Source organism: Armatimonadia bacterium (assembly GCA_039679385.1).
Lineage (GTDB): Bacteria > Armatimonadota > Zipacnadia > Zipacnadales > JABUFB01 > JAJFTQ01.
The window spans coordinates 1-24683 of the sequence record JBDKVB010000149.1; the positions used below are offsets into that span (position 1 = coordinate 1).

Sequence of the window (24683 nt, forward strand, 5' to 3'; positions counted from 1 at the left end):
CCCCAGGGGTATCCGGTCTGGCCGGCGCGCCGTCTGCCCCCCTGGCCAGGGGGGCAGACGGGCTCCCCCACACACCGTGGGGAATGACCCATCCTCCCACGCCCTTGCGCATCATACAAGGGGGACAAAGGGGGTGAGGTGCCGTTGCCGTGCGCGCAGAAGGGGCAGGGGTGAGGTGCCGTTGCCTTACCCCAGCCGCACGCGGCGCAGACGCAGCGAGTTGCCGACCACCGACACCGAGGAGGCCGCCATCGCCGCCGCCGCAATCACCGGATTCAGCAGTCCCAGCGCCGCGGGCGGAATCGCCACCACGTTGTAGCCGAAGGCCCAGCCGAGATTCTGGCGGATATGCCGCAGTGTCGCTCGGCCGAGGTTCAGGGCTCGCAGGACTCCCTGCAGGTCGCCGCTGATGAGCGTCACCTCGCCGGTCTGCATGGCAACATCGGTCCCCGTTCCGAGCGCGATCCCGACATCGGCCTGCGCCAGCGCCGGAGCATCATTGATGCCGTCGCCGACCATGGCGACGGCCAGTCCCTGCTCCTGCAGGTCGGCCACGCGCTGCGCCTTATCCTCGGGTCGCACTCCGGCCAAGACCTCCTCGATTCCCGCCTGCCGGGCAATCGCCTGAGCCGTCGCCTCGTTATCCCCGGTCACCATCATCACTCGCACACCGAGGCCCTTGAGCCCTGCCAGGACCTCGCGTGTGCCGGGCTTGAGGGTGTCCAGTAGCGCGATCAGCCCCAGAGCCGCGCCGTCGCCGACGACCACAGACACCGTCTTGCCCTCAGCCTCCAGGCGCAGCCGTTCCGCCTCCAGGTCGCCCAGTTCCACTCCCTGCTCCCGCAGCATGCTCGCACTACCCACCAGGACCCGCTGACCGTCGAGACTCGCCTCCACGCCACGCCCCGGGATCGCACGGAACTCCGTCACCTCCGGCGGCGTGTCCGGGCAGGCCGCCACGATCGCCCGAGCCAGCGGGTGCTCAGAGGACTTCTCGGCGGCGGCAGCCAGGCACAGCACCTTCTGCCGCTCGCTCTCCGATTGTCCCGCACGAGCGATCACCTCGGTCACCTGTGGCCGACCTTCGGTAATCGTCCCGGTCTTGTCCAGCACCACCACCTGAACTCGTCCGAGGGTCTCCAGGGCCGCCGCATCGCGAATCAGGATCCCATGCCGCGCTCCGAGTCCCGTGCCGACCATCACGGCCGTAGGCGTCGCCAGTCCCAGGGCACACGGACACGCGATCAGCAGCACCGCCGTCGCGTTCAGCAGCGCCGTCGTCCAGGGCGCTTCGCCCCGGCCAAGCACTCCCCACAGCACCAGAGTCAGCGTCGCCAGCGCCAGGATGGCCGGCACGAAGATCGCCGAAACGCGGTCCGCAAGGCGCTGAATCGGAGGCTTCGAGCCCTGCGCCTCGGTCACGAGTAGCACGATCTGCTGCAACGCCGTCTCCTGCCCCACACGGGTCGCCCGGACTCGCAGCACACCCTCGCGATTCACCGTGGCGCCGATCACCTCGTCACCCTCGCCCTTCGCCACCGGTACGCTCTCACCCGAGATCATCGCCTCGTCCACCGCCGAGGCCCCACTGACCACGACGCCATCCGTCGCCACCTGTTCGCCGGGTCGGACGATGAACTCGTCGCCCACCACAAGCTCCGACACGGGCACCTCCACTTCGTCGCCCTCCTGCACCACCCGGGCAGTTCGCGGGGCAAGATCCAGCAGCGTCAGCAGGGCCGCCGAGGTCTGACCACGGGCGCGCATCTCCAGGAACCGCCCCAGCGTGATCAGCGTCAGGATCATCGCCGCCGTATCAAAGTACAGGTGACTTCCGGGCCGCCGCAGCATCGCTGCCAGGCTGTACAGGTACGCCGCACTCGAGCCCAGCGCAATCAGCACATCCATGTTCGTCGTGAGCCGTCGCAGCGCAGCCCAGGAGTTCACGTAGAACTGCCGGCCCAGGACCACCTGCACCACCGTCGCCACCACCAACAGCAGCGCGCCCTGCCCGGCGAAGGCGGGCATCATACTCACCGGCATCAGGATCGCCGAGGCGGCGGCGCCCAGGACCACAAGATGCCACTGCCCAGCGATCTCCCGTTCCCGCTTGAGCGCTTCCGCTTCCTGGTCGAGGTCCTCCGGAAGTGCCGCCTCATAGCCCGCGTCCTCAACCACGGCGATCAGGTCGGCGGAGGAGGTCTCCTCTTCGTCGTATTGCACCTGCGCAGTCTCGGCGGCGAAGTTGACGTTGGCCGCAGCCACTCCCTTCGCACTCCGCAGCGCACGCTCGATGTTCGCAGCACAGCCGGCGCAGTGCATGCCGGCCAGTTTCAGTCGCGCAGTCTTCATCCCAGCCACCTCCTCGAAGCTGAACCACCTTCACTTGCATGCCGTCCAGTCCCTGCCTCGGGCCTTCCTTAGTCCAGGTCGGGAACAATTCCTTCACGGCTCAAGTCATGTTCCACGAGGTGGGACAGACCACCACCACGAATCCCAAGATGGCGACTTGTCTCTTCTGCCCCATATACCCAGGGAGGTCATCATGCGAACAGCCTGCTGTGTCGTCGCGCTAGGTCTCTTGACCGTCACGTGCGTCTTTGCGCAGCAACCCGTGACCCCTGCCGCCAGTCTGGGCATGGAGATCACGGTGTACAACTCCAACATGGCCCTCGTGAAGGACATGCGAGGGCTCATTCTCACCAAGGGCTTCAACAACGTCCAGTTCGACGATGTCGCCGCACAGATCGACCCGACTTCGGTTCACTTCAAGTCCACGACTGCTCCGGCCGCCGTAACCATCCGCGAGCAGAACTACCAGTACGACCTCGTCAGCCGCGCCAAGCTCCTCGAGAAGTTCCTCGGCAAGCCCATCACGATCAAGCAAAAGAACGAGGGCGCCGCTCCAACGGTCATCACCGGCACCCTCATGAGCGCCAGGGATGGCCTGGTCATCAAGACCCCCGACAAGCTGATCATCTGCAGCCCCGACAGCATCGAGCTGCCTTCACTCCCCGAGGGTCTTATCGTCAAGCCGACGCTGAACTGGCTCGTCGATTGCGCCCAGGCCGGCCGCCACAGCACCGAGGTCTCCTACATCACCAACGGCATCAACTGGGCCTGTGACTACGTCGCCGTCATCAACGACAAGGACACCCAGGGCGACCTCAACGGCTGGGTCACCGTCAACAACCAGAGCGGCGCCACCTACAACAACGCCAAGCTCAAGCTCATCGCCGGTGACGTGCGCCGAATCACGCCACCAAGACCGATGCCAGCGGGCCGCATGGCCATGGGCGGCGCCGTGATGACAATGGCCGCGCCGCAGTTCGAGGAGAAGGCCTTCTTTGAGTACCACATGTACACCCTTGGCCGCCGCACGACGGTCCGCGACAACGAGACCAAGCAGATTGAGTTGCTTACCGCCGCCGACATCCCGCTCAAGAAGCTCTACTTCTTCGACGGCCAGCGCCAGGCCAAGGATGAGGAAGGCAAGGCGAAAGCCCAGGTGAAGATCGAGTTCGCCAACTCCCAGCAGAACAACCTCGGTATGCCGCTGCCCAAGGGCAAGGTCCGCGTCTACAAGGCCGACACCGACGGCAGCCTCCAGTTCGTCGGTGAGGACCAGATCGACCACACGCCCAAGGATGAGAAGGTCCGCCTCTATCTGGGCGATGCCTTCGATGTCGTCGGGCAGTGGGCTCAGACCGCTCGCCGCAAGATCGCTGACAACGTCTGGGAGACCTCCGTCCAGATCAAGCTGCGCAACCACAAGACCGAGGACATCAGCGTCACCTGCACCGAGCACGCCGGCGGCGACTGGACCATCACCAACTCCAGCCACCAGTACACCAAGAAAGACGCCCAGACCTTCGAGTTCACCGTGCCGGTGAAGAAGGACGCTGAGACGGTCGTCACCTACACGGTACGCGTGACCAGCTAAGCACCGGGCCCTTGCGCTCGCGCTTCCTGAAACACCAACCGGGATCGAAAGGAATAGCCTCATGAACCGCCTTGCATGGATTGTCTGTCTCGTGTCCCTGGCCCTTAGCCCCGCCTTTGCCCAGACCAAGACCGTGCAGCCCGGCGCCTCGGTCGGGATGGAGTTGACCGTCTACAACGTCAACATGGCGCTGGTCAAGGACACCCGGATGCTGAACCTCGCCCGGGGCCTTAACGACGTCCAGTTCACCGACGTGGCCGCCCAGATCGACCCCACCTCGGTGCACTTCAAGTCAATCACAGCGCCGGCCTCAGTAGTCGTGCGTGAGCAGAACTACCAGTACGACCTGGTGAGCCGCGAGAAGCTCCTGGAGAAGTACCTGGGCAAGCCCATCACGATCAAGGAAAAGAACGAGGGCGCCGCTCCCACGGTCATCACCGGCACGCTCATGAGCGCACAGGACGGTATCGTCCTTAGGACCCCGGAGAAGCTGGTTATCAGCAACCCCGACAGCCTTGAGCTGCCTTCGCTTCCCGAGGGCCTCATCGTCAAGCCGACCCTCAACTGGTCGGTGGAGTGCCTGCGGGCGGCCAACCACAAGGTCGAGGTCTCCTACATCGCCGACGGCATCCAGTGGAGCGCCGACTACGTGGCCGTCGTCAACACCGACGACACGCTGACCGACCTCAACGGTTGGGTCACCCTCGACAACAAGAGCGGCGCGACCTACGACAACGCCAAACTCAAGCTCATCGCCGGTGACGTGCGACGCACTCCGCCTGCCAATGCAAACCGCCAGGTGGAATACCTGATGATGGACGCTGCGAAGAGTGTGGAGAGGCAGTTCGAGGAGAAGGCCTTCTTCGAGTACCACATGTACACCCTGGCTCGGCCGACCACGGTTCGCGACAACGAGACCAAGCAGATCGAGCTGCTCACTGCCGCCAACGTGCCCGTCAAGAAGCTCTACTTCTTCGACGGCCGTAACCGGCAGCTCGATGACCAGAACCGCGCCAAGTGCCAGGTCAAGCTCGAGTTGGTCAACTCCGAGCAAAACAACCTCGGCATGCCTCTGCCCAAGGGCAAGGTCCGCGTCTACAAAGCCGACACCGACGGCAGCCTCCAGTTCGTCGGCGAGGACCAGATCGACCACACCCCGAAGGACGAGAAGGTCCGCCTGTACCTGGGCGATGCCTTCGATGTGGTCGGCGAGTGGCGGCAGCTTGAGACCCGGCGCATCGCCGACAACGTCTGGGAGAACACCATCGAGGTCAAGGTGCGCAACCACAAGCAGGAGGCCGTGAACGTCACCTGCACCGAGCACGCCTCCGGCGACTGGCAGATCCTCAAGGAGAGCCAGCCCAGCACCAAGAAGGACGCGCAGACCTTCGAGTACTCCGTTCCCGTGCCGAAGGACGGCGAGGCCACCGTTACCTATACGGTTCGCGTGACCGGATAGGGCAGCAGCCTCAGGCCGTCTGTCTGTCCACTGTTTGGGGCTGGTGCGCCCTACCTGGTCTCGCACCGCCCTTCTCCCTCTCCCCTCGGGAGAGGGCTGGGGTGAGGGGCAGTTGCCGTCGCCTTTCGCCGTTGTCTTGCGCCGTTGCCTTTCCCCCTCGCCACTGCGTGGAGAGGGGGCAGGGGGTGAGGTGCCGTTGCCTTTTCTTCTCACCACCGCGTGGAGAGGGATGCCGAAGGCAGGGGTGAGGTGCCTCTGCCCGTGCCGAAGGACGGCGAGACCACGGTTACCTATACGGTTCGAGTGACCGGATAGAGGCAAACCGTCGCAGATAGTATATGGATTGACCAAACAGGGATCGCAGGGAAGGTAGTCTTGACCACGTGGTGGAAACCTTCCTTGCGGTCCCTGTTTGCGTGTCTGCTCCTTCCCGTATACCGGACAGGGCCCGTGCCTTCGCACCGCCTCATACCACAACCGGGATGGAAAGGAGTCGTGTCATGAGACGCCTCGCATGGGTTGCCTGTCTCCTCGCTTTGCCCCTCGGACCTGCCCTCGCTCAGCAGAAGCCGGTACAACCGGGGCCCTCCCTCGGGATGGAGCTGACGGTCTACAACATCCGCCTTGCGCTAGTGAAGGACCTCCGTACGCTATCCCTGACAAAGGGCCTCAACGAGGTGGAGTTCACCGACATCCCCTCAGAGCTCGAGCCGACCTCGGTACACCTGAGGTCACTCACTGCGCCGGATGCGGTCGTGCTGCGTGAGCAGAGCTTCCGGGACGGTGTGGCAGACGACCCAATGATCCTCGACTCGTACTTTGGCGGGCCTGTCACCGTCAGAAGAGCGGAAGGGAACGCCCCGCCCACGGTGATCACCGGCGAGCTTCTGAGCTTCGATGGTTTCGGGGACATCGTGACCGTCAAGACGGCAGACAAGATCGTTGTGTGCAAGCTGGGCGCCCTGGAGCTGCCCCTCGCGCCGGACGGCCTGACCACCAGGCCGACCCTCAACTGGTCGGTAGAGTCCTCGCAGGCCGCCACCCACAAGGTCGAAGTGTCCTACCTGACCAACCAGGTCATGTGGAGCGCTGACTACGTGGCTATCGTCAACGCCGACGACAGCCTCGCCGACCTGAAGGCCTGGGTCACGGTCTCCAACCACAGCGGGGCGACCTTCCCGAACACTCGCCTCAAGCTTGTCGCCGGCGATGTGCAGAGGCTTGAGCCGCCCCGGCCGCCGGCGCAGACGCTGGGCACTCCGCAGGGCGAGCTGCAGGCCATTATGGCCGGGGAGCCGCCGGTCAAGCTGAAGGCCTTCTTCGAGTACCACCTGTACACGCTGGCCCGGCCGACCACGGTGCGCGACAACGAGTCCAAGCAGATCGAGTTCCTGACCACCACCAACATCCCTGTCAAGAAGCTCTACCTCTTCGATGGCCAGGATCAGAAGCTCGACTACGAGGGGCGCGGCAAATGCCGGGTCAAGGTTGAGCTCATCAACTCCCAGAAGGACAACCTCGGCATGCCGCTGCCGAAGGGCAAGGTCCGCGTCTACAAGGCCGACGATGACCAGAGTCACCAGTTCGTCGGCGAGGACGTCATCGACCACACCCCGAAGGACGAGAAGGTCCGCCTCTACGTGGGCAACGCCTTCGACGTTGTGGGCGAGCGACACGAGCTTGACCGCAAGCAACTCGACGAGAACACCTACGAGAGCGCCGTCGAAGTCAAGCTTCGTAACCACAAGACGCAGGACATCACCGTTGCCTGTGTCGAGCACGCCTCCGGCGACTGGCAGATCCTCAAGGAGAGCATGCCCAGCACCAAGAAGGACGCGCAGACCTTCGAGTACTCCGTTCCGGTGCCGAAGGATGGCGAGGCCACCGTCACCTACACGATCCGCGTGACCCGGACAGAGGAGTAGCCTTAGGTCGTCTGTCTGCCCACTGTTTGGGGCCGGGGTGAGCTGTCGTGTCGTTGCCTTTGGCCGTTGTCTTGCGCCGTTGCCTTTCCCCCTCGCCACTGCGTGGAGAGGGGGCAGGGGGTGAGGTGCCGTTGACTTCCCCCCTCGCCACCGCGCGGAGAGCGGATGCCGAAGGCAGGGGGTGAGGTGCCCTCCAGGCACTCTCCGTCCCGCCAAACAGGGACCGGGAGGAAGGTAGTCTGCCCCGTGGGGCGGAAACTCTCCTTTCGGTCCCTGTCCGCGTGCCTGCGACTCTTCGCAGCGCCGACCGGGGCGATTCCGATCAGCGCCTCTGTCTGCCCATGACCTTCACCGTCCTCATCCCCAGCTACCGCCGTCCAGACTCGCTGCTGCACTGTCTGGACAGTCTGCTCCTGGGCAGCCGACTCCCCGACGAGATCGTGGTCGTCCTGCGCGACCTTGACGAGGACAGTCGGCGCGCCCTCGACGGCTGGCGGGCGACGCATCCCCTCCCGGCGGGCACCAACCTGCGCCAGACTCTCGCGGATCGTCCGGGGCAGATCGTCGCCATGAACTGCGGGCTCCAGGCGGCGACGGGCGACGTGGTCTGCTTCACCGACGATGACTGCGTGCCGCGTCCCGACTGGCTGGAGCGCCTCAGCGCGCACTACGGTCAGGACTCCGTCGGCGGCGTCGGTGGCCGCGATCTGGTCCACGAGGAAGGCACGACCCTGCACGGCAAGGTCACCGAGGTAGGCCGCCTCACCTGGTGCGGTCGGCTGATCGGCAACCATCATCTTGACTATGAGGGCCCGGCGCTGAGGGTCGATCACCTCAAAGGCGCCAACATGAGCTTCCGGCGTGAGTTGCTGCAGCCCTTCGACGAGCGCATGTCCGGCGGTTCCTCCTGCCTCAATGACACGGATGCCTCGCTGCACGTCACCGGCCAAGGCTTCCGGCTGATCTACGACCCGCTGGCGATCGTCGACCACTACCCGGCGCAGCGCTTCGACACATCAACGCGCGTCAAGACGGACCCCGGTCTGGTATACTCAGACAGCCACAACTGGGTCTACTGCATGTTCAAGCACCTGGGGCCTGTCCGCCGCTGGGTGTTTTTCGCCTATGCCGTACTCGTGGGCGGCGGGTCGCGACTGGGCCTGGGAAAGTGGCTGTGGCGCTTGCCGCGAGAGCCTCGGGAGGCGACCCGTTCCCTGGTCGCAGCGACCCGGGGCAAGTTCGCCGGCCTGCGCACCTATCGGCAAAGTCGCGGCCAAGTTCCCGTCAACCAGAACCGCTGAGCCGCCGGCCACATCGATTGCTGTCACCATCTCTAGGGCGTCCTGCAACTCTATGCGCATCGCCATCGTCACCGAGCATGTGAACCGTCGTGGGGGCCAGGAGCGCGTCGTGGCCGAAGTGGCCGAGCGCCTGAGCCGCTACCATGAGGTCCATCTCTTCTGCTTCGAGGCCGACCCGCTCAAGGGCGAGCGGCTCACCGTGCATCCCGTCTGGTGCCCCTTCCACTCCTCCAGTCTCGAAGGTCTGTGGATACTGGCCAGTTCGCTCTTCTTCCTGCGCGACCCGCACTTCGACGCCGTCATCTCCCAGGGCGGAAACAGCCTCCGGCAGAACTTCTGCGTCATGCATACCTGCCACGCGCTCCGGGCGGCACGAACGCGTGATGTCGAGTGGCGCTACCATCCGCCGAGCTTCGCGAAGCGTCTGACGCAGCGACTACGGGCACGGCTCTTCCTGCATTTCGAGGGGCGGGCCGTGAAGCGCTGCAAGGGTGGCGTCATGACCGTCTCGCGCTTCCTCAAGGACTACGCCATGGCCCAGCATGGCCTGTCCGAGGAAGACATCCACGTCACCGAGAACGGCGTCGATCACGCCACCTTCCATCCCGGATTGCGTGAGCACTGGCGGCCCCTTGTCCGCGAGCAGTTGGGCATTCCCGAGGAGGCCTTTGTCGTCCTGTTCGTCGGCGGCCGTTGGTTCGACAAAGGAGTTCCCTTTCTGGTGGAGGCGCTGCGCCTGATGAAGGACCGCCAGGCTCACCTGGTGGTGGTCGGCAAGGGGGATGTGGGCTTTTTCCAGGACTTCGCCGCACAGCAGGGAGTGGCCGACCGCCTGCACCTGTGTCCGCCAACCTACGAGCCTCAACGTTACTATGCCTCCGCCGACTGCTTCGGTTTCCCCAGCGATGCCGAGGGTTTCCCCCTGGTCATCGGCGAGGCAGCCTCCTGTGGTCTGCCCCTTATCATCACTCCCGTCGGCGGCGCCGAGCATCTGGTCGAGGAGGGTGTGAGCGGGTTCATCGTGCAGCCTGACGCTGCCCAGATCGCCGATCGCCTTGACCAGCTCGCGGGTGACCGAGAGCGTCTCGCTGCCATGAGCGATGCCGTGTATCGCAAGTCCCTGAAGCTCTCCTGGGATGCGCAGGCTCGCGCCATCATGCGGGTCCTCGAGCAGCGCACCGGCCTCGGCCTTGGCACCAGTGACCTGATGGCGGCTGCCGAAGAGCGGTCGCAGGGCGGCGATGCACGTTGAGAATCGCCGCTATCAGCCACTCCTGCACCATCGACGTCAACCAGCGCATCTACCTGGAGCTTAGCAAGCACCCGGAGGTCGAGCTGCTGCTGATCGCGCCGCTGCGGTGGCGCTCCTCCCTGCGCGGCACCGTCACCTTTGCCCCGCTCGAAGGCCTGGAGCAGGTCTCCCAGGGGAGCCCCATTCTCTTCGCCGGCAGCATCCACTTCCACAGCTACCGGCACCTGTACCCGGCCCTTGAGCACTTTCGCCCGGACCTCCTCTACATGGATGAGGAGCCCTACTCCTTCGTGACCAGTCAGGGCCTGGCCCTGTGCCGTCGGCTGGGCTGCAAGTTCGTCTTCTACACCAAGCAGAATCTGCTCAAGCACTACCCGCCACCCTTCTCCCTGATGCAGCGGCAGGTCTTGCGTGCCACAGACCATGCCATGGCCGTCAGCGAAGGCGCTGCCCAGGTCCTGCGTGCCTGTGGCTACGACGGCGGAATCACCATCCTGCCCCATGGCGTCGATACCGACACCCTGACACCACGTGACAGTGAGGAACTGCGCATAAGGCTGGGTGCAAAGCGTCCAATCCTTGGCTATGCGGGGCGAATCGAGAGGGAGAAGGGCGTGTGGGATCTGCTGGAGGCGGCACGCGTGCTCGTGGAGCGCCGGGGACCGACCTTCACCGTCCTGCTCATCGGCGACGGCCGGGAGCGCTGGCGGTTGGCGGCAGCGGCTGAGGCCTCCCTGCCTCCGGGCGTGTTTCAGTTCACCGGCAGCGTGGCGCACAACGCCATGGCCGACTACCTGAACGTGCTGGACGTCCTGGTCCTGCCCTCACGCACGCGGCGGCATTGGAAGGAGCAGTTCGGCCGAGTTCTCGTCGAAGCGCTGGCTTGCGGGGTGCCGCTGGTGGGGTCTGATTCGGGCCACATTCCCGAACTGGTGAAAACCACGGGGGGCGGTCTGGTCTTCCACGAGGGGCGCGCCGACGACCTCGCCGACAAGCTCGGCTACCTCATGGATCATCCGGCGGAGGCCCGAGAGATGGCCTCGCGGGGACGTCAGGTAGTCCTCCAGGACTACTCCTACCCCAGGGTGGCGCAGACCCTCTACGAAGCCCTCAAGACCGTGGTGTAGAACCCAGGTCGCGCAGAGCCGTAGACGCTGCCCCGGGGACGCTCAGTCCGCCGGGTCCCAGCTCTCCTGCCAGTGCGACAGTCGCCCGCCGAGACGCCGCAGCAGGCTGGTCCACCCCGGGTGCAGCAGGAAGAGCAGGTACAGGGCCGCTACCAGGGCGGTCGTGGAGTAGTCGCGCAGATACTCCTCCCAGCGCAGGTCGGAGGCGGCCGGCGCCTCACCACCCGCCTGGGTGACGGCCTCTGCGGCTCGGGTTCGCTCCCGAAGGTTTGACGCGAGACCCCAGGCCTTCTGCGCGTGTCCCAGTGCCTCCCGCGGCAGCTTCTGCCCAATCAGATACTCCGCCAGCCCCAACTGGATGCCGTAGCTATCCGGCTTCTTGATCGCAGCATGCCGCAGACATCCGGCGGCGTCTCCCACTCGCTTATCCCGCACGTACAGCTTCGCCAGGAGCAGTTGCGCCTCCGGGTCGTCCTCGCGGTATGCCAGATAGGCCACTCGCCCCGCCGCGAGCTTGTCGCCCTGATTGATCTGCGCCTCCAGCAGCGTTGCCCGAACCTCATGCCGCCAGGGCGCCAGCCGCAGAGCACGCTCCAGCAGACCGATGGACTCCGCCTCATGGCCCTGCAAGGCTACGATTCGCCCCGCGGCTACCAGGTTGTCCGCAGCCCGCTCCAGGGCAGCCTTCGAGGCGCTGGTGTTGTTGAGTACCGCCGTCGAGGCCGCTGAGGCGTAGGCCCTCGCCGAGGTGATCCGCGAGAGCGCTGCGTACCCGTACAGACCGTACTTCTCCAGGCTCACGCTCAGGTTCTCGTAGAAGGGCGCCAGGTGGTACCCGGCACGATGGAAGGACACCTCGAGGCTGACCAGCGCGAGGAGAAGCCCAAGCATCACTGCCTGTCGCAAGGGAACCACAGATGAGAACCTGCCCTGAGGGGGTCGAAGACGGCCGTCGCAGCCGTCCTGTTCGCTAGTCACAACACCGGCGCGCCCGCAGGCAACACTGAACGCGCCAGTCCAATCCAATCACGCAGCCGCGAGGGCCGGCTATACCTCCAGCTTGCCCTCACGACTCGCGGTCACGTAGCCCATGCACCACTCGTCCATCCCCAGGAGTGCGCTGGCCGCGAGCAGCTCGGCCATGATCTTCTCATCCAGCGGATCCATGATCGCCGAATCCAGCCCCGCCATCATCGCCAGGCCCAGGAACACACGGTTCATCAGCTTGCGATTCGGGAGCCCAAAGGAGATGTTGCTCAGACCGCAGGTGATGTGGGCCTCGGGGCAGAACTCGTGCACCGCCTGGATGGCCTGGAACACGTGCCGGCCGGTCTCATGCTGCGTGCTCAGCGGGGCGATGACCGGATCCAGGAAGATGCGCTCCGGCTTCACGCCGGCCCCGGTGAGCTCATCAATCAGACGCTTTGCCGTCACCTCACGCTGCCCGGCCTGCGAGGGCATCCCCTCATCGCCCATGGCCAGGGCGACGACGTTTGCCCCGGTGTCGGCCACCAGTCCCAGCAGGCTGTCGATCTTGGCCTTCTCCGCGGTGATCGAGTTAATCATCGGAATCTGGTCGCCGCGGTAGGCGTCGAAGGCGGCCTCGATCGCCAGCACATTGGGGCTGTCGAAGCTCAGAGGCTTCTTCGTCGCGCTCTGCGCGGTCTCCACGAGCCAGCGCATGTCGCTGACCTCAGCGTCGCCCGTGGTGCCCGGATTGACATCGATGAAGGCAGCGCCGGCCTCATCCTGCCGCCGTGCCAGATCGATGATGTAGTCCGCGTTCTTGTCCGCGATGGCCTGCTTGGGGTTCTTGCGCGTCCCGTTGATCAGCTCGCCTATAAGGATCATCAGAATAGGCCCCCTCTTGTCGGAAGTCGCCGGCCGCCTGCTTAGTCGGCCCGGGATCAGGAGCTTCTGGGCGGATGCAGGCCGCTAACGGTACAGGAAGGCATTCAGATCCGGCAGGTTTGCCTTCGGCACGATCAGCTTCCTGGCCCGGTAGCGAGCCAGCACATCGGCATTCACCTTGGAGTCCCGCACATAGACCGAAGCCCGGGAGTCACTGTAGATTTTCACGAAATCCCGACTAAGGTCAAGGGTGCGGCACATGCCATAGGAGGAGTCGATCAGCAGGTACTGGATGTCCCACCTGTCCAGCATCTCGCGCCAGCCGCTGCCCCCTTGCGAGATCTTCTGGTAGTCATCCCAGATCGCCTTGCCGTACACGTCGGCCCGACCGTCGATGAAGACCGGGCGCTCCTTGTAGAAACGCCATACCAGGTAGCCGCCCCAGTGATACACGTTCCACATGCGGCCCTTCACGTTGTTGAGTGCCACGACCTCCGCGGCCTTCACCGGGTACTGGTCGAGCTTGATGAGCCGGTTCATCTGGCCATTCGACGGTACCCTCATCAGCACTAGCGCTGCCAGCGCGAGAAGGACCACCCAGGACGCCACGCGCATCGGCAACTCGCGGTGACCGCCTCGTTCGTCAAGTTCCCTCTCGAGGCTACGCCCGCCGAGAAACACAGTGTCCGTCCACGACGAGAGGTGTACCGCCAGCACCGGAGAGGCCAGAGTGGCGAAGAGCGGCCCGTTGCGACCCCACTGCAGTAGCATGTGGACGCCCATCAGCACCGAGAGCAGGTCGAAGGGCGCCGGGCTCATCGGCGACAGGGCCAGGGCCAGGAAGGTGAACAGGATCGTCAGCTCAATCGGCCGCATGTAGGAGTGGTGCCAGTCCGGCGACTTCCACTCCGCCACCGCTTCAGTGGCCCAGGCCAGCTTGCCGTTCACGTAGTCCAAAGGGTACATCGCACCGCGGGCGCCGTTGGGACCCAGGAAGCAGGCGATCGCGGCGAGCAGGATGATCGCGAACAGGAACACCGAGGGCCTGGACACCAACAGCGGCAGCGCACGTCGCAGCCCGAACTTCTGCACCCGCAGCAGTTCACAGCCGACGAACAGGGCCAGCAGCACCAGTCCAAAGGGGAAGCTCCCGTGGGTGTTCACCCACACCACCATCAGCACGGGGTACCAAAGCATCGCCCGACGCTTGCCCTGACGGTAGGAATGCATCAGGTGCAGGGCGCAGAGGATGAACAGTGGCTGCAGCACCTGAGGCCGCTCGTTGATCCAGATCCCGATGGCCTGGGTCGCGAGCAAAGTCACCAGCAGGGCAATGAACGCGCTGGCCCCGCGGCGCAGGGCCAGGTAGTAGAGCGCCAGGAATATGAGCGCCGACACACAGGCGCGGAGCAGGATGACGCCCAGCGGGCCGAACCAGGCATACAGGTAGAAGATCAGTAGGTCCCAGCCCCACTCGTGCATGACCCACTCGCGTCCGTTCATCGTGAAGGAGAACGGGTCCGTGTGGGTGATCGCGCCCTGCTCGACGATATACCGGCCTCCGGCGAGGTGCCACCAGGTGTCGTAGTTCGCCAGGGGGTCGAGACCGACCATGAAACCGATAGCCAGCACCGCGCAGAAGGCGATTTGGCGCAAGCGCAGCGGCGGGATGCGATAGAGCAACTTCTGCAGTGGAAAGGCCTCCCCTGGAAGGTGACAGTGACTGCCGAGGGCGATCTTCCGCTATTCTACACTTCTTGTTGCCCTCCTGCCAGACGTCCCCTCCTGAGCCATTGACAGCCACCCGCGCCCGGGCCACAATGCCATGCTTCATGCTCGCCACCTGCGCGGACGCCGTCGCCAGGCCCGAATCACTGGCCGCACCAGAAGGAGTGTTGTGCCATGCTGCGTGTCCTGCTACCCGCTGCCTTCCTGTCTCTGGCCCTGCCCGGACTGGCGCAGATCAGCCCCTTCGGCGTCTGCGCCCACCTTGGCGGAGGTCAGGAGTTCGCCGACCACGAGCGCGAGTTGCAGTTGATGGAGGAGGCCGGGATCCACTGGGCCCGCGCCGACTTCACCTGGGGCTACTTCGAGCGGGCCAAGGGGCAGTGGAACTTCGACAACTACGACACCATCGTCGCCGCGGCCAAGAAGCACCAGGTCACCTTGCTCCCGATCCTGTGCTACAACGTCGACTGGGCCTTCCCCGCCCACGAGCATCTCGACGACTGGTGCAACTACGTACGCACCATCGTGACCCGCTACCAGGCCGACCTGCGTTACTGGGAAGTCTGGAACGAGCCCAACATCAGCTTCTGGAAGCCCAAGCCCGATGCCGCTCAGTACGCCGAGCTGCTGAAGGCCACCTACAAGACCATCAAGGCCATCGACCCGGCGCTGCAGGTGGTCTATGGCGGAACCGCAGGCGTTCCCCTCGACTATATGCGCCAGACCTTTGCCGCAGGCGCCTTCGGCTCCTTTGACGTCCTGGCGATTCACCCCTACAACTACCCGACCCGTCCCGAAGAAGCTGCCAACATCGCCGAGCGGATCCCCGAGACCTGGAAGCTCCTCGAGGAGTACGGCGGCGGCAAGCGGATGTGGATCACCGAGTTCGGCTGGCCGACCCATGTCACCCCGATGACGGGCGACAGCGGCGGCTTCCTCACCCAGATCATCACCTACTCGGCGAAGCAACGATTCCCCGGTCGCACGGACTTCAGCGTCGCAGTGATCGACGAGGCCGGTCTGCCCGGTCTCAGCCAGGTGGGAGGCCTCGTCCGCTCCAGTCTGAGCGCCCTGCCCGGCTTCTCGGCCCGCAGCGTGGGCCTTGCCGAGCTGGAGAAGCTTGCCCCGGCAACCACCCAGGTTCTCGTCATGCCGACCAACGAGTCCTACCCCGCCGACTACTACCCGGCTCTGCTCAAGTTCGTCCGCGACGGAGGCCTGCTGGTCCATCTGGGCGGTGTGCCCTTCTACTACGCCTCCACCTTCAAGGACGGCAAGTGGGAGTCACCCGGTGCCGGCGACGCCGGTCGTGCGCCACTGCACGTGGGCTGGAAGGCCTGGTGGATCGAGAAGGGTGTGCCCGAGAAGGCTGCCTCGGCGAAGCTCGTCGTCGGCCCCGAGTCCGGCATCACCCTTCCCGAAAAGCTGGAGACCACGCGCTGGCTCACCGACAGCGGGCTCAAGGGCAAGGACAAGTTCGTCCCGCTGGTCGCGGCCTACAACGGCAAGGACTTTATCGGCTACCCCGTCGCCTTGTACCTGTATGACAGCGAGCTCAGGGGCGGCTTCCTCAGCGCCATCGTAGATGTCAACGCGAACGGTGTCCCGGAGGACACCGAGGCCCTGTACCTGCCCCGGGCCTACATGAACACCCTCGCCCTCGGCGTCGAGAACGTCTTCTGGTACGAGTTCCGCGACGGCGGCAACGATGCGACCTACAACGAGCACCGCTTCGGCATTATCCACAACGCTCTGGCTCCCAAGCCCGCCTACCAGGCCTACCAGACCATGACGAAGGCCCTGGGTAAGGGCAAGTTCCTTGAGAAGCGTGACCTCGGCGAGGGCATCAACTGCTTCCTCTTCGATAACGGGACCTCGAAGACCGCCGCCTTGTGGCTGGCTCGTGGAACCGGGAGTGTGGATCTCTCCTTTACGGGGCCGAAGGTGGAGGCCTTCGACTACCTCGGCAAGCCGGTGGAACTCGGGATGCTCGACGGCTTCGTCACGCTGAACCTGAGCGAAAAGGTCCTCTACGTCACCGGTATCGACGACCTTGTGCAGCTACGCAACTAACGACCTCTGATTGCACCGTCGCAGCAAAAGCGTCGGCGCAGAAGGTGCCCGCCGTCGCTGTGACGAAAAGACAGGATGCGAAGTCCTCCGTGCCTGGCCCCGCGCTTCGGACAGCTACCTGAGTCCCTGCGGGGCCGGGTACGTACCTGGGAGCACTATGGCCCACGCCTACACACCCGGCCTGCGAATCACCGACTCGACGGTCCTGCGCAAGGAGCGGCGGTTGCCTCTGCCCGGCACCGTGCATGTTGAGCTCGGCGGGCAGGTGACTGCCCGCGACCTCGTCGCCTCGACGGCCCTGCCCGGCAACGTCACGACGGTCAACGTGTCGCGTGAGCTGAACTTGCAGCCCGAGGAAGTGCCCGCGGCGATGCTCAAGGCCGAGGGCGACTCGGTGCAGGCCGGCGAGTTCCTCGCTGAGACCCGCGCGCTCTGGGGTCTGTTCCACTCGACCGCACGCTCTACCGTCTCCGGCACCATCGAGGCCATCAGTGCGGTCACCGGTCAGGTCCTGGTACGCGGCGAGCCGATCCCGGTGAATCTCGAAGCCTATGTCGGCGGCGAAGTGGTCGAGATCCTCGGCAGCGAGGGTGTGGTGGTCGAGGCCCACTGTGCGCTCCTGCAGGGCATCTTCGGCTTCGGCGGCGAGGCCTACGGAGAGATCGCGCTGCGTGCCTCCGGCCCCGACGAAGTCCTCGACGCCTCCGCTCTCGATGAGAGCTGCGAGGGCAAGGTCATCGTCGGCGGGTGCCTCGTAACCGGTGCGGCCCTGCATCGAGCCGCGGAGCTGAAGGCCCGCGGCATCGTCGTTGGCGGCATCGGGCATCAGGACCTCGACGACTTCCTCGGCTATCCGCTGGGTGTGGCCATTACCGGCCACGAACACAAGGGCATCACGCTGGTCGTCACCGAGGGCTTCGGCCAGATCACCATGGCGCAGCGTTCCTTCGACCTGCTCAAGGCCAGGGAGGGTCAGGAAGCGTCGATCAATGGCGCGACCCAGATCCGTGCCGGAGTGATCCGTCCCGAGGTCATCGTCACGCACTCGCAGGAACTGAAAGCCGCCCAGAGGGGCGAGGCCCAGGACGGCGGGCTCCGCATCGGAGCACCGATCCGCCTCATCCGTGACCCCTACTTCGGAGTTCTGGCCACCGTGGCGGCCTTGCCCGAGGAGTTGCGGCAGATCGAGACCGAGGCCCTGGTCCGCGTCTTGGTCGCCGAGTTGCCCGACGGACGACAGGTAGTCGTGCCAAGAGCCAACGTCGAAACCATCGAGAGCTAGCCCGCGGGACTCTCAGCCCGCTGCGAGGCCTTCCGACCCATGAGAGCATCTGCGCTCAGGCGACGCTTGCTTCTTCCCCTGGCCGTGACGGTCTTTGCGACGCTGGCCTTGCACGCAAGGTGCCAGGCAGCGCCCGTCACGACCGCCGATCCTCGCGCGCCCAGAGCCGTCACCGTGACCAACGACAGCGAGGATAAGGCCGGCAGCACCCTCCTTGTCGAATGGAAAGCGCCGACAGCCCCGCCCGGCGAGGGCAAGGAGTTGGTCGGCTACCAGGTATCCGTGGCCGAGGAGGGTAAGGACTTCCAGCCCGAATCGCCCCTGCCGCCGAAGGCAACAGACTCCAAAGCGAAGGACCTCTATCCCGGACGCTCCTACCGGATCAAGGTGGCAGCCCTCTACGCCGAATCGGGATCGCCCTGGATCGCACCGGGAGCCGAGGCACCCAAACCCGAGCCCGGCAAACCCGCCGCGAAGCAGGCCGAGGTAGTCTCCTCCGCCGAAGTCGGCCCGGCGGTTCCCGTAGGACTGTGGTACGATCCGGCCAAGACCAATGTCCTCGTCGGTGTGCTGCTCTATACCATCGTCGTCATCCTGTGCTTCGCCTACGCGCGGCGCAAGGACATGTACGTGCGACCGATTGCCGGTCTGCAGGCTGTGGACGACGCCATTGGTCGGGCCACCGAGATGGGCCGACCAATGCTCTTCGTGTCGGGCCTGACCTACCTCGGCGAGATCTCCACCATCGCCTCCGCGCTGTTCCTCGGCCACCTTGCCAGGCGCACGGCCGCCTACGAGACCCCGATTCTGGTTCCCTGCTACGATCCGCTCGTCATGGCCGCCGAGCGCGAGATCGTCCGCGAGGCCTACCTCGAGGCCGGCCACCCGCAGACCTACCGGCCCGACAACATCTTCTTCGTCACCGACAGCCAGTTCGGCTACGTGGCCGCCGTCGACGGGCTCATGGTTCGCGAGAAGCCCGCAGCCAACTTCTTCGTCGGCTTCTTCTACGCCGAGTCCCTGATCCTGGCTGAAACGGGCAACCAGACCGGAGCCATCCAGATCGCCGCCACCGACGCCGACACCCAGATCCCCTTCTTCGTGACCGCCTGCGACTACACCCTGATGGGCGAAGAGCTGTACGCGGCCAGCGCTTACCTGTCTCGTCACCCGACCCTCCTGGCGCAGCTCAAAGGCCAGGACATCGGCAAAGCCATCATCACCTGTCTGCTGGTTCTGGGCACCCTTGCCGCGACCGCCGAAGCCTTCGGCTTCAAGCAGGTCGCCGATCTCGTCCTGAAGTGGTTCAGCGCGCAGTAGCCACACTCAAGGCGTCCCACCCAATCAACTATGAAAGCATTGCGCGTACACATCCCAATCCTGCTCGGCTTTCTCGGCGGCATGTTCTTCCTTGTGCAGTTCTTCATGCCGCACAAGGCGATCCAGGCCACCTACGAGGAGTTCAACATCTGGCTCCGGATCATCGCCGCCTTCGGCATCATCCTGGGGATCGCCAGCCTGATGTCGCGCCATCTGTCCAAGATTCGCCGCCGCCAGCAGGACTGGCAGTACAGCATCCTCACCGTCGTCTCCTTTGTGTTCGTCTGTGTCGTCGGCATCTGGAAGGGCAAGGACCCCGGCACCGCCTTCTCCTGGAGCTTCCAGAACATGCTGGTGCCCCTGGATGCGACGATGTTTGCGCTGCTGGCCTTCTTCATGGCCTCGGCAGCCTACCGGACCTTCCGGGCACGTACGCCTGAGGCCACCATCCTGCTCGTGGCCGCCGTCATCGTCATGCTGGGCCGGGTACCGATCGGCGAGATGATGTGGCACAAGCTCCCGGTGGTGACCGAGTGGCTGATGAGCGTGCCGGCCGTGGCCAGCAAGCGTGCCATCATCTTCGGGTCGGCGCTGGGCGGCATCGCCACCTCCCTGCGCATCATCCTGGGTATCGAGCGCTCGCACATCGGAGGATGAGCATGCCGGGGTGAGCCAGGACTCGGCTGATCCCTATCGGTTCGTGCAGCGCCTTGCGAGCCTTGATCGTCGTTGGGTCTTCCTGGCGATCGCTGTCGCCGTCACGGCGCCCTTTGTCATGAAGTGGGTCATGCCCGTGGGCTCGGTGAACGCACGCACTCAGCGAGTGTTCGACGTCTTGCAGAAGGCCCAGCCGGGTGAGGCGGTCATGATCGCCTTTGACTACGGCCCGGCGGCGATGCCCGAGCTGCAGCCCATGGCCGTCGCTCTGATCCGCCACGCCCTGAGCCGGAATCTGCGCGTCGTCGCCGTCGCGCTGGACCTTCAGGGCGTGCTGCTGGCCGATGCCGCCTTCGCGCAGGCAAGCAAGGGGATCGCGGGCAAAGAGGCCACCCGGGACTATGTGAACCTGGGGTTCAAGCCCGGCTACGAGCTCGTGATCCTGGGCATGGGCTCCAATCTCGTCAAGACCTACGCTCAGGATGCCGCCGGACACTCGACCGCCGGCCTTCCTGTCCTGCGAGGCCTGGCGAAGCTGTCGGACCTGCGGCTGGTCATCGACCTGGCCCAGAGCGACACACCGACGGCGTGGATTCTGTTCGGCTATGAGCGGTTCCATGTGCCCCTGGCGGCGGGTGTGACGGCGGTCATGGCGACCGACTTCTATCCCTACCTGGGGACCGGGCAGCTAACCGGCCTCATCAGCGGCCTCAAGGGGGCGGCTGAGTACGAGACACTGCTCGGCAAGCCCGACAAGGGCACGCTGGGGATGACTTCCCAGTCGGTGGCCCATGTGATGGTCGTGTTCCTGGTGCTGCTGGGCAACCTTGGCTACATGCTGGCGCGTCGTCGCCCGCAATCCTGACCTTCGTCACCGACCTGCCGGGTCCGCGCGAAGGTCCTGGGCTTGGATTTCATGCAACGATTTGTCGCCCTCGACCGCAGATGGATCTTCCTGGTGATCGGCCTCGCCGTCGCTGCACCCTTCCTGTTCCATTGGGCGCTGCCGGTGGCGTCGGTTAGCGACCGCACCAAGAACGTGTACGACTACATCGAGGCGGCCAAGCCGGGCGACGCGATCCTGATCTCCTTCTCCTATGGCCCGGCGGCCATGCCCGAGCTACATCCTATGGCGCTGGCCGTCCTGCGTCATGCCCTCAGCAAGGACCTGCGCGTCGTCGCCATGAGCATGTCGGTGCAGGGCAGCCTGATGGCCGATGACGCGCTGGCGAAGGTCGCCAAAGACTTCCCCAACAAGAAGGACGGCACCGACTTCGTCAATCTGGGCTTCAAGCCCGGCGGCTACCTTGTCGTGCTCGGGATGGGCGACAACATCCCCAAGACCTATCCCGCCGACTCCAAGAAGCGGCCCCTGGGTACGCTGCCTGTGATGCGGGGCCTTATGGGCCTCAAGGACCTGCGGATGGTGCTCGACCTGGCTTCGAGCCGAACGCCCGACACCTGGATCCTGTTCGGACACGAGCGCTTCAAAGCCGACGTGGCGCTGGGCGTGACCGCGGTCATGGCGACGGACTACTACCCGTATCTGAGCACCAAGCAGATTCTGGGCCTGCTCAACGGACTGCGCGGTGCCGCGGATTACGAGGCGCTGCTTGGCAGGCAGGACAACGGCTTCCTGGGGATGACGAGCCAGTCGGTCGCACACCTGCTCATCATCCTCTTTGTCCTCCTGGGTAACATCGGCTATTTCGCCACAAGGAAGCGCCCCTGAGTCTGAGCCTGATACAGGTCGCTGGACGCAGGGCTTTCAGTGAGTGACAGGCAGGCGAGGCGTCTGCAAGGACCGTCGGCAGGAGTCTGCTCTTCGCGGATCCGCTCTCGGTGATCGCCTCAGGAGACTGCGATGGAACAAGCCCAACAGGCGGCAGTGCAGTGGTTGGGGATCTCGGCTGACGTGTGGGGCACCTGGCTCGCTGCCCTTCTCACGCTGGCGATCTTCAGCTTCCTGTACGCCGATAACCCGGTGTACAAGGCAGCCGAGCACCTCTTCGTGGGTGTCTCGGCGGCCTACGGTGTCGTCATCACCTACCACGACTACGTGATGCCCGACATCTTCCGCCCGCTGTTTCGACCCGGCGAGGCAACGCCGCCGCTGGAGCATCCCAAGTACCTACTGATTGTTCCGCTGGCCATCGGGGCGCTGCTGCTGACGCGCTTCATCCCCAAGATCGACTACCTCTCACGCTGGCCGATCGCCCTGTCCATGGGCGCCGCCGCGGGTCTGGGCATTCCCGTCTCCGTCCAGGGCTACTTCCTGGAGCAGATGAGCGGAACCATGAAGCCGCTGTGGCCGATCGCCGGGCAGGTCACTCCGGCCGATGCCCTCAACAACTTCCTGATTGTCCTGGGGGTCATCTGTACCCTCAGCTATTTCTACTTCTCGCTCGAACACAAGGGCTTGCTGGGCAAGGCCTCCAAGGTAGGAATCTGGTTCCTGATGGTGGCCTTCGGTGCGGGTTTCGGCAACACGGTCATGGCCCGTATCTCCCTGCTCATCGGCCGCGTACAGTTCCTGCTGTATGACTTCTGGCCGACCTTGCGTCACCCCTTCGGATGATGCTCCGCCGAAGGATTCCGCGCGCCCTTTCTTGCCGTGCAGCCCTGGGCGAAGTACCGCCTCAGCGCCGGCTTGCCTGAGCAAGCTCCCTGCGCGAGGTCGACCGTGAGGACAGGCCGATGATCGCCCCAGTTTTCCGTCTCCCTCTGTTGGTCGCCCCCTTCTTGCTCCTGGCACTTCCCGCACCGATCGGAGCTCAGATCGTGAGTGACTCCCGCCCGGCCAAGGTGGCCGCAGAGACCCCGACTCTGTGTATCGGCCTCGTCGCCGACGTGCAGTATGCCGACAAGGACACCGTGGGCCGTCGCCGCTATCGTGAAGCCGGCGACAAGCTTCGTGCCTGTGTCGCCGACCTTGCCACCCGAAAGCTCGACTTCGTGGTTGACCTCGGCGACCTGATCGACGGTCACGGCGCACTCAGCCAGGCAGAGCTTGACCAGATGTGCGCGCTGTACAAGGCTCTTCCGGTGCCGGTGCACCACGTGATAGGCAACCACGACCTGCTGGTGGGCCGACCGGCGCTGATGCGCAGCTTCGGCCTGACGACGCCCTACTACGAGTGGCGGCTCAGGGGCTGGCGGTTCCTCGTCCTTGACGCGATGGAGATCAGCAGCCTCGCACCGATCGGCCCGGAGGAGAAGGCCCTGGCCAAGGACTATCTGGCCCGGCAGCCCAATCTCCAGACCTACAACGGCGCCCTCACCGACCGGCAACTGGGCTGGCTTCGCGAGCGGCTGGCCGACGTCCGCCGGTGTGGCGAGCGAGCGATCGTGCTGTGCCATCTCCCGACGGTCCTTCCGGCCAGCAACGCCTACCACCTGATCTGGAACCACGAACAGGTCGCCGCAATCCTGGAGCAGTCCGGCTGCGTCGCCGCCTACCTCTCCGGTCATGACCATGCCGGAGGCTATGCCTTCCACGCGGGCATCCACCACCTGACGATGCCCGGTCTCGTCGAGGCGCCGGAGGGCGGCAACGGCTACGGGATTCTCGAGGTCTATCCCGACCGGCTCGTGCTCAGAGGCGTCGGAACTGTCGTCTCGCGCACCATGACACTCACCGCTAAGGAAGCAGAGGTCCAGGCACCATGACACGCCGTGAGCGCGTTCTCGCCGCCATCGAGTTCAAAGGTCCCGATCGGTGCCCCATCGAGCACTACGCTTTCCCGGGCGCTATCCACCAGCATGGTCAGCGCCTGCTGGACCTGGCGGAGCGCTACCCGGACGACTTCGGCAACGGGGTCTACCGCTCCGGGCAGCAGGCCTGGGAGGAGGGGCAGGACGTCAACGATGTGATCGAGTGGCAGGATGGCTGGGGCACCACCTGGCGTCGTCTGCGCGGCTACACCACCGGCGAGGTCTACCGACCGGCGATCCCGGACTGGGGTTCCTGGCGCGACTACCAGTTCCCGGCCTTGCCTCCCGACAGCCACTATGAGCAGTTCGCGGCCTCCGTTCAGCAGCGCCATCCCGAGGAGTTCGTCACCGCCTCCGGTGGCGGGTTCTTCCAGCTCATGCAGCACATGCGGGGACCGGCGAACTACTTCGAGGACCTCGCCGAGGACAACGAGGGCGTCCACGAGCTGGCCGACCGCATGGTCGACTTCAACCTCCACTCCATCGAGCGCTACGTGAAGGCGGGGTGCGACTGCATCCGCTTTGGTGATGACTGGGGCTCCCAGGACCGCCTGCTCATTCACCCCGACATGTGGCGGCGGTTCTTCAAGCCCCGCTATGCGAAGATGTTTGCCGTGGCTCGCGATGCCGGCGCCCAGGTCTGGTTCCACACCGATGGATGGATCCTGGAGATCATCGACGACCTCATCGAGATCGGCGTCACCGTCTTGAACCCGCAGCATGCGTGCATGGGCACGAAAAGAGTAGGAGATATCTGTGGCGGCCGGGTTTGCATCCGCACGGACATCGACCGGCAATGGGTCATCCCCTTCGGCACACCGCAGGACGTTGAGGCGGCCGTCAAAGAGGCCATCGAGGCCTTCGGGTCCTTCAGCGGCGGCTGTATGCTACATGGCGAGATCGGTCCAAACGTTCCTTTCGAGAACATCGAGGCTCTCTATTCGGGCTTCTACGAATACGGCACCTACCCACTGTCCTGGCTGACGAAGTAGGGCCGAGTTGAGTCCCAGTTCCGTGCTGGCCTTGGCCGTCGCCAGGGACCGTCACCGCT

Annotated in this window: 19 protein-coding genes; 15 read left to right on the plus strand and 4 right to left on the minus strand. The window is 64.9% G+C overall.

Annotated elements, in window-relative coordinates:
- Positions 1-186 precede the first annotated feature (186 nt).
- Positions 187-2352: a heavy metal translocating P-type ATPase gene (locus ABFE16_17185; GenBank protein MEN6347034.1), complete on the minus strand. Its 2166-nt coding sequence runs from the start codon at positions 2350-2352 to the stop codon at positions 187-189.
- A 193-nt stretch (positions 2353-2545) separates the two neighbouring features.
- Here ABFE16_17185 and ABFE16_17190 point away from each other — a divergent pair, with 193 nt between their 5' ends.
- The 6 genes from ABFE16_17190 (at position 2546) to ABFE16_17215 (ending at position 11007) form a co-directional block, all read left to right on the plus strand.
- Entirely contained in the window at positions 2546-3943 is a 1398-nt protein-coding gene (locus tag ABFE16_17190; protein ID MEN6347035.1) for a DUF4139 domain-containing protein, read from the plus strand.
- Between the two features lie 61 nt (positions 3944-4004).
- Positions 4005-5402: a DUF4139 domain-containing protein gene (locus tag ABFE16_17195; GenBank protein ID MEN6347036.1), complete on the plus strand. Its 1398-nt coding sequence runs from the start codon at positions 4005-4007 to the stop codon at positions 5400-5402.
- 500 nt (positions 5403-5902) lie between these two features.
- Positions 5903-7327 carry a DUF4139 domain-containing protein gene (locus tag ABFE16_17200; protein ID MEN6347037.1) on the plus strand — a complete coding sequence of 475 codons (1425 nt, stop codon included), beginning with the start codon at positions 5903-5905 and terminating at the stop codon, positions 7325-7327.
- A 281-nt stretch (positions 7328-7608) separates the two neighbouring features.
- Complete coding sequence (locus ABFE16_17205) at positions 7609-8628, plus strand: glycosyltransferase (GenBank protein MEN6347038.1); 1020 nt, start codon at positions 7609-7611, stop codon at positions 8626-8628.
- Positions 8629-8680: 52 nt separating this feature from the next.
- On the plus strand, positions 8681-9880 hold the full coding sequence (locus ABFE16_17210; protein ID MEN6347039.1) for a glycosyltransferase family 4 protein: 1200 nt from the start codon (positions 8681-8683) through the stop codon (positions 9878-9880).
- Entirely contained in the window at positions 9877-11007 is a 1131-nt protein-coding gene (locus ABFE16_17215; GenBank protein ID MEN6347040.1) for a glycosyltransferase family 4 protein, read from the plus strand. The genes ABFE16_17210 and ABFE16_17215 overlap by 4 nt, the downstream gene beginning before the upstream one ends.
- Before the next feature lie 42 nt (positions 11008-11049).
- Here ABFE16_17215 and ABFE16_17220 read toward each other — a convergent pair whose 3' ends face one another.
- The 3 genes from ABFE16_17220 to ABFE16_17230 all read right to left on the minus strand — a co-directional run bounded on the left by ABFE16_17220 (position 11050) and on the right by ABFE16_17230 (position 14541).
- Positions 11050-11922, minus strand: coding sequence for a hypothetical protein (locus ABFE16_17220; protein ID MEN6347041.1), 873 nt, complete (start codon positions 11920-11922; stop codon positions 11050-11052).
- A gap of 132 nt (positions 11923-12054) precedes the next feature.
- Positions 12055-12858, minus strand: a complete 804-nt coding sequence (locus tag ABFE16_17225) for a dihydropteroate synthase (protein MEN6347042.1) — start codon at positions 12856-12858, stop codon at positions 12055-12057.
- A gap of 84 nt (positions 12859-12942) precedes the next feature.
- A complete protein-coding gene (locus ABFE16_17230; GenBank protein ID MEN6347043.1) occupies positions 12943-14541 on the minus strand; it encodes a hypothetical protein in 1599 nt (532 codons plus the stop codon).
- A 219-nt stretch (positions 14542-14760) separates the two neighbouring features.
- On the opposite strand from ABFE16_17230, the gene ABFE16_17235 reads away from it, so the two are divergent.
- The 9 genes from ABFE16_17235 (at position 14761) to ABFE16_17275 (ending at position 24624) form a co-directional block, all read left to right on the plus strand.
- Complete coding sequence (locus ABFE16_17235; GenBank protein MEN6347044.1) at positions 14761-16659, plus strand: glycosyl hydrolase; 1899 nt, start codon at positions 14761-14763, stop codon at positions 16657-16659.
- Between the two features lie 157 nt (positions 16660-16816).
- Positions 16817-17941, plus strand: coding sequence for a hypothetical protein (locus ABFE16_17240; GenBank protein ID MEN6347045.1), 1125 nt, complete (start codon positions 16817-16819; stop codon positions 17939-17941).
- A 39-nt stretch (positions 17942-17980) separates the two neighbouring features.
- Complete coding sequence (locus tag ABFE16_17245; GenBank protein ID MEN6347046.1) at positions 17981-19261, plus strand: fibronectin type III domain-containing protein; 1281 nt, start codon at positions 17981-17983, stop codon at positions 19259-19261.
- Between the two features lie 30 nt (positions 19262-19291).
- On the plus strand, positions 19292-19918 hold the full coding sequence (locus ABFE16_17250) for a hypothetical protein (protein MEN6347047.1): 627 nt from the start codon (positions 19292-19294) through the stop codon (positions 19916-19918).
- Positions 19919-19928: 10 nt separating this feature from the next.
- A complete protein-coding gene (locus ABFE16_17255; GenBank protein ID MEN6347048.1) occupies positions 19929-20783 on the plus strand; it encodes a hypothetical protein in 855 nt (284 codons plus the stop codon).
- Between the two features lie 51 nt (positions 20784-20834).
- Entirely contained in the window at positions 20835-21650 is an 816-nt protein-coding gene (locus ABFE16_17260; protein MEN6347049.1) for a hypothetical protein, read from the plus strand.
- Positions 21651-21782: 132 nt separating this feature from the next.
- Entirely contained in the window at positions 21783-22496 is a 714-nt protein-coding gene (locus tag ABFE16_17265) for a hypothetical protein (protein MEN6347050.1), read from the plus strand.
- A gap of 203 nt (positions 22497-22699) precedes the next feature.
- Positions 22700-23587, plus strand: coding sequence for a metallophosphoesterase (locus ABFE16_17270; protein MEN6347051.1), 888 nt, complete (start codon positions 22700-22702; stop codon positions 23585-23587).
- Positions 23584-24624, plus strand: coding sequence for a uroporphyrinogen decarboxylase family protein (locus tag ABFE16_17275; GenBank protein MEN6347052.1), 1041 nt, complete (start codon positions 23584-23586; stop codon positions 24622-24624). Before ABFE16_17270 ends, ABFE16_17275 begins: the two co-directional genes overlap by 4 nt.
- Positions 24625-24683: the final 59 nt, after the last annotated feature.

What these genes read in the sequence shown, in the direction of transcription:
- ABFE16_17240 (MEN6347045.1), top strand. Translation starts at nt 16,817, where the DNA reads ATGGCCCACGCCTACACACCCGGCCTGCGAATCACCGACTCGACGGTC.
- ABFE16_17260 (MEN6347049.1), top strand. Translation starts at nt 20,835, where the DNA reads ATGCAACGATTTGTCGCCCTCGACCGCAGATGGATCTTCCTGGTGATC.
- ABFE16_17235 (MEN6347044.1), top strand. Translation starts at nt 14,761, where the DNA reads ATGCTGCGTGTCCTGCTACCCGCTGCCTTCCTGTCTCTGGCCCTGCCC.
- ABFE16_17200 (MEN6347037.1), top strand. Translation starts at nt 5,903, where the DNA reads ATGAGACGCCTCGCATGGGTTGCCTGTCTCCTCGCTTTGCCCCTCGGA.
- ABFE16_17210 (MEN6347039.1), top strand. Translation starts at nt 8,681, where the DNA reads ATGCGCATCGCCATCGTCACCGAGCATGTGAACCGTCGTGGGGGCCAG.
- ABFE16_17225 (MEN6347042.1), bottom strand. Translation starts at nt 12,858, where the DNA reads ATGATCCTTATAGGCGAGCTGATCAACGGGACGCGCAAGAACCCCAAG.
- ABFE16_17185 (MEN6347034.1), bottom strand. Translation starts at nt 2,352, where the DNA reads ATGAAGACTGCGCGACTGAAACTGGCCGGCATGCACTGCGCCGGCTGT.
- ABFE16_17190 (MEN6347035.1), top strand. Translation starts at nt 2,546, where the DNA reads ATGCGAACAGCCTGCTGTGTCGTCGCGCTAGGTCTCTTGACCGTCACG.
- ABFE16_17265 (MEN6347050.1), top strand. Translation starts at nt 21,783, where the DNA reads ATGGAACAAGCCCAACAGGCGGCAGTGCAGTGGTTGGGGATCTCGGCT.
- ABFE16_17195 (MEN6347036.1), top strand. Translation starts at nt 4,005, where the DNA reads ATGAACCGCCTTGCATGGATTGTCTGTCTCGTGTCCCTGGCCCTTAGC.
- ABFE16_17245 (MEN6347046.1), top strand. Translation starts at nt 17,981, where the DNA reads ATGAGAGCATCTGCGCTCAGGCGACGCTTGCTTCTTCCCCTGGCCGTG.
- ABFE16_17250 (MEN6347047.1), top strand. Translation starts at nt 19,292, where the DNA reads ATGAAAGCATTGCGCGTACACATCCCAATCCTGCTCGGCTTTCTCGGC.
- ABFE16_17275 (MEN6347052.1), top strand. Translation starts at nt 23,584, where the DNA reads ATGACACGCCGTGAGCGCGTTCTCGCCGCCATCGAGTTCAAAGGTCCC.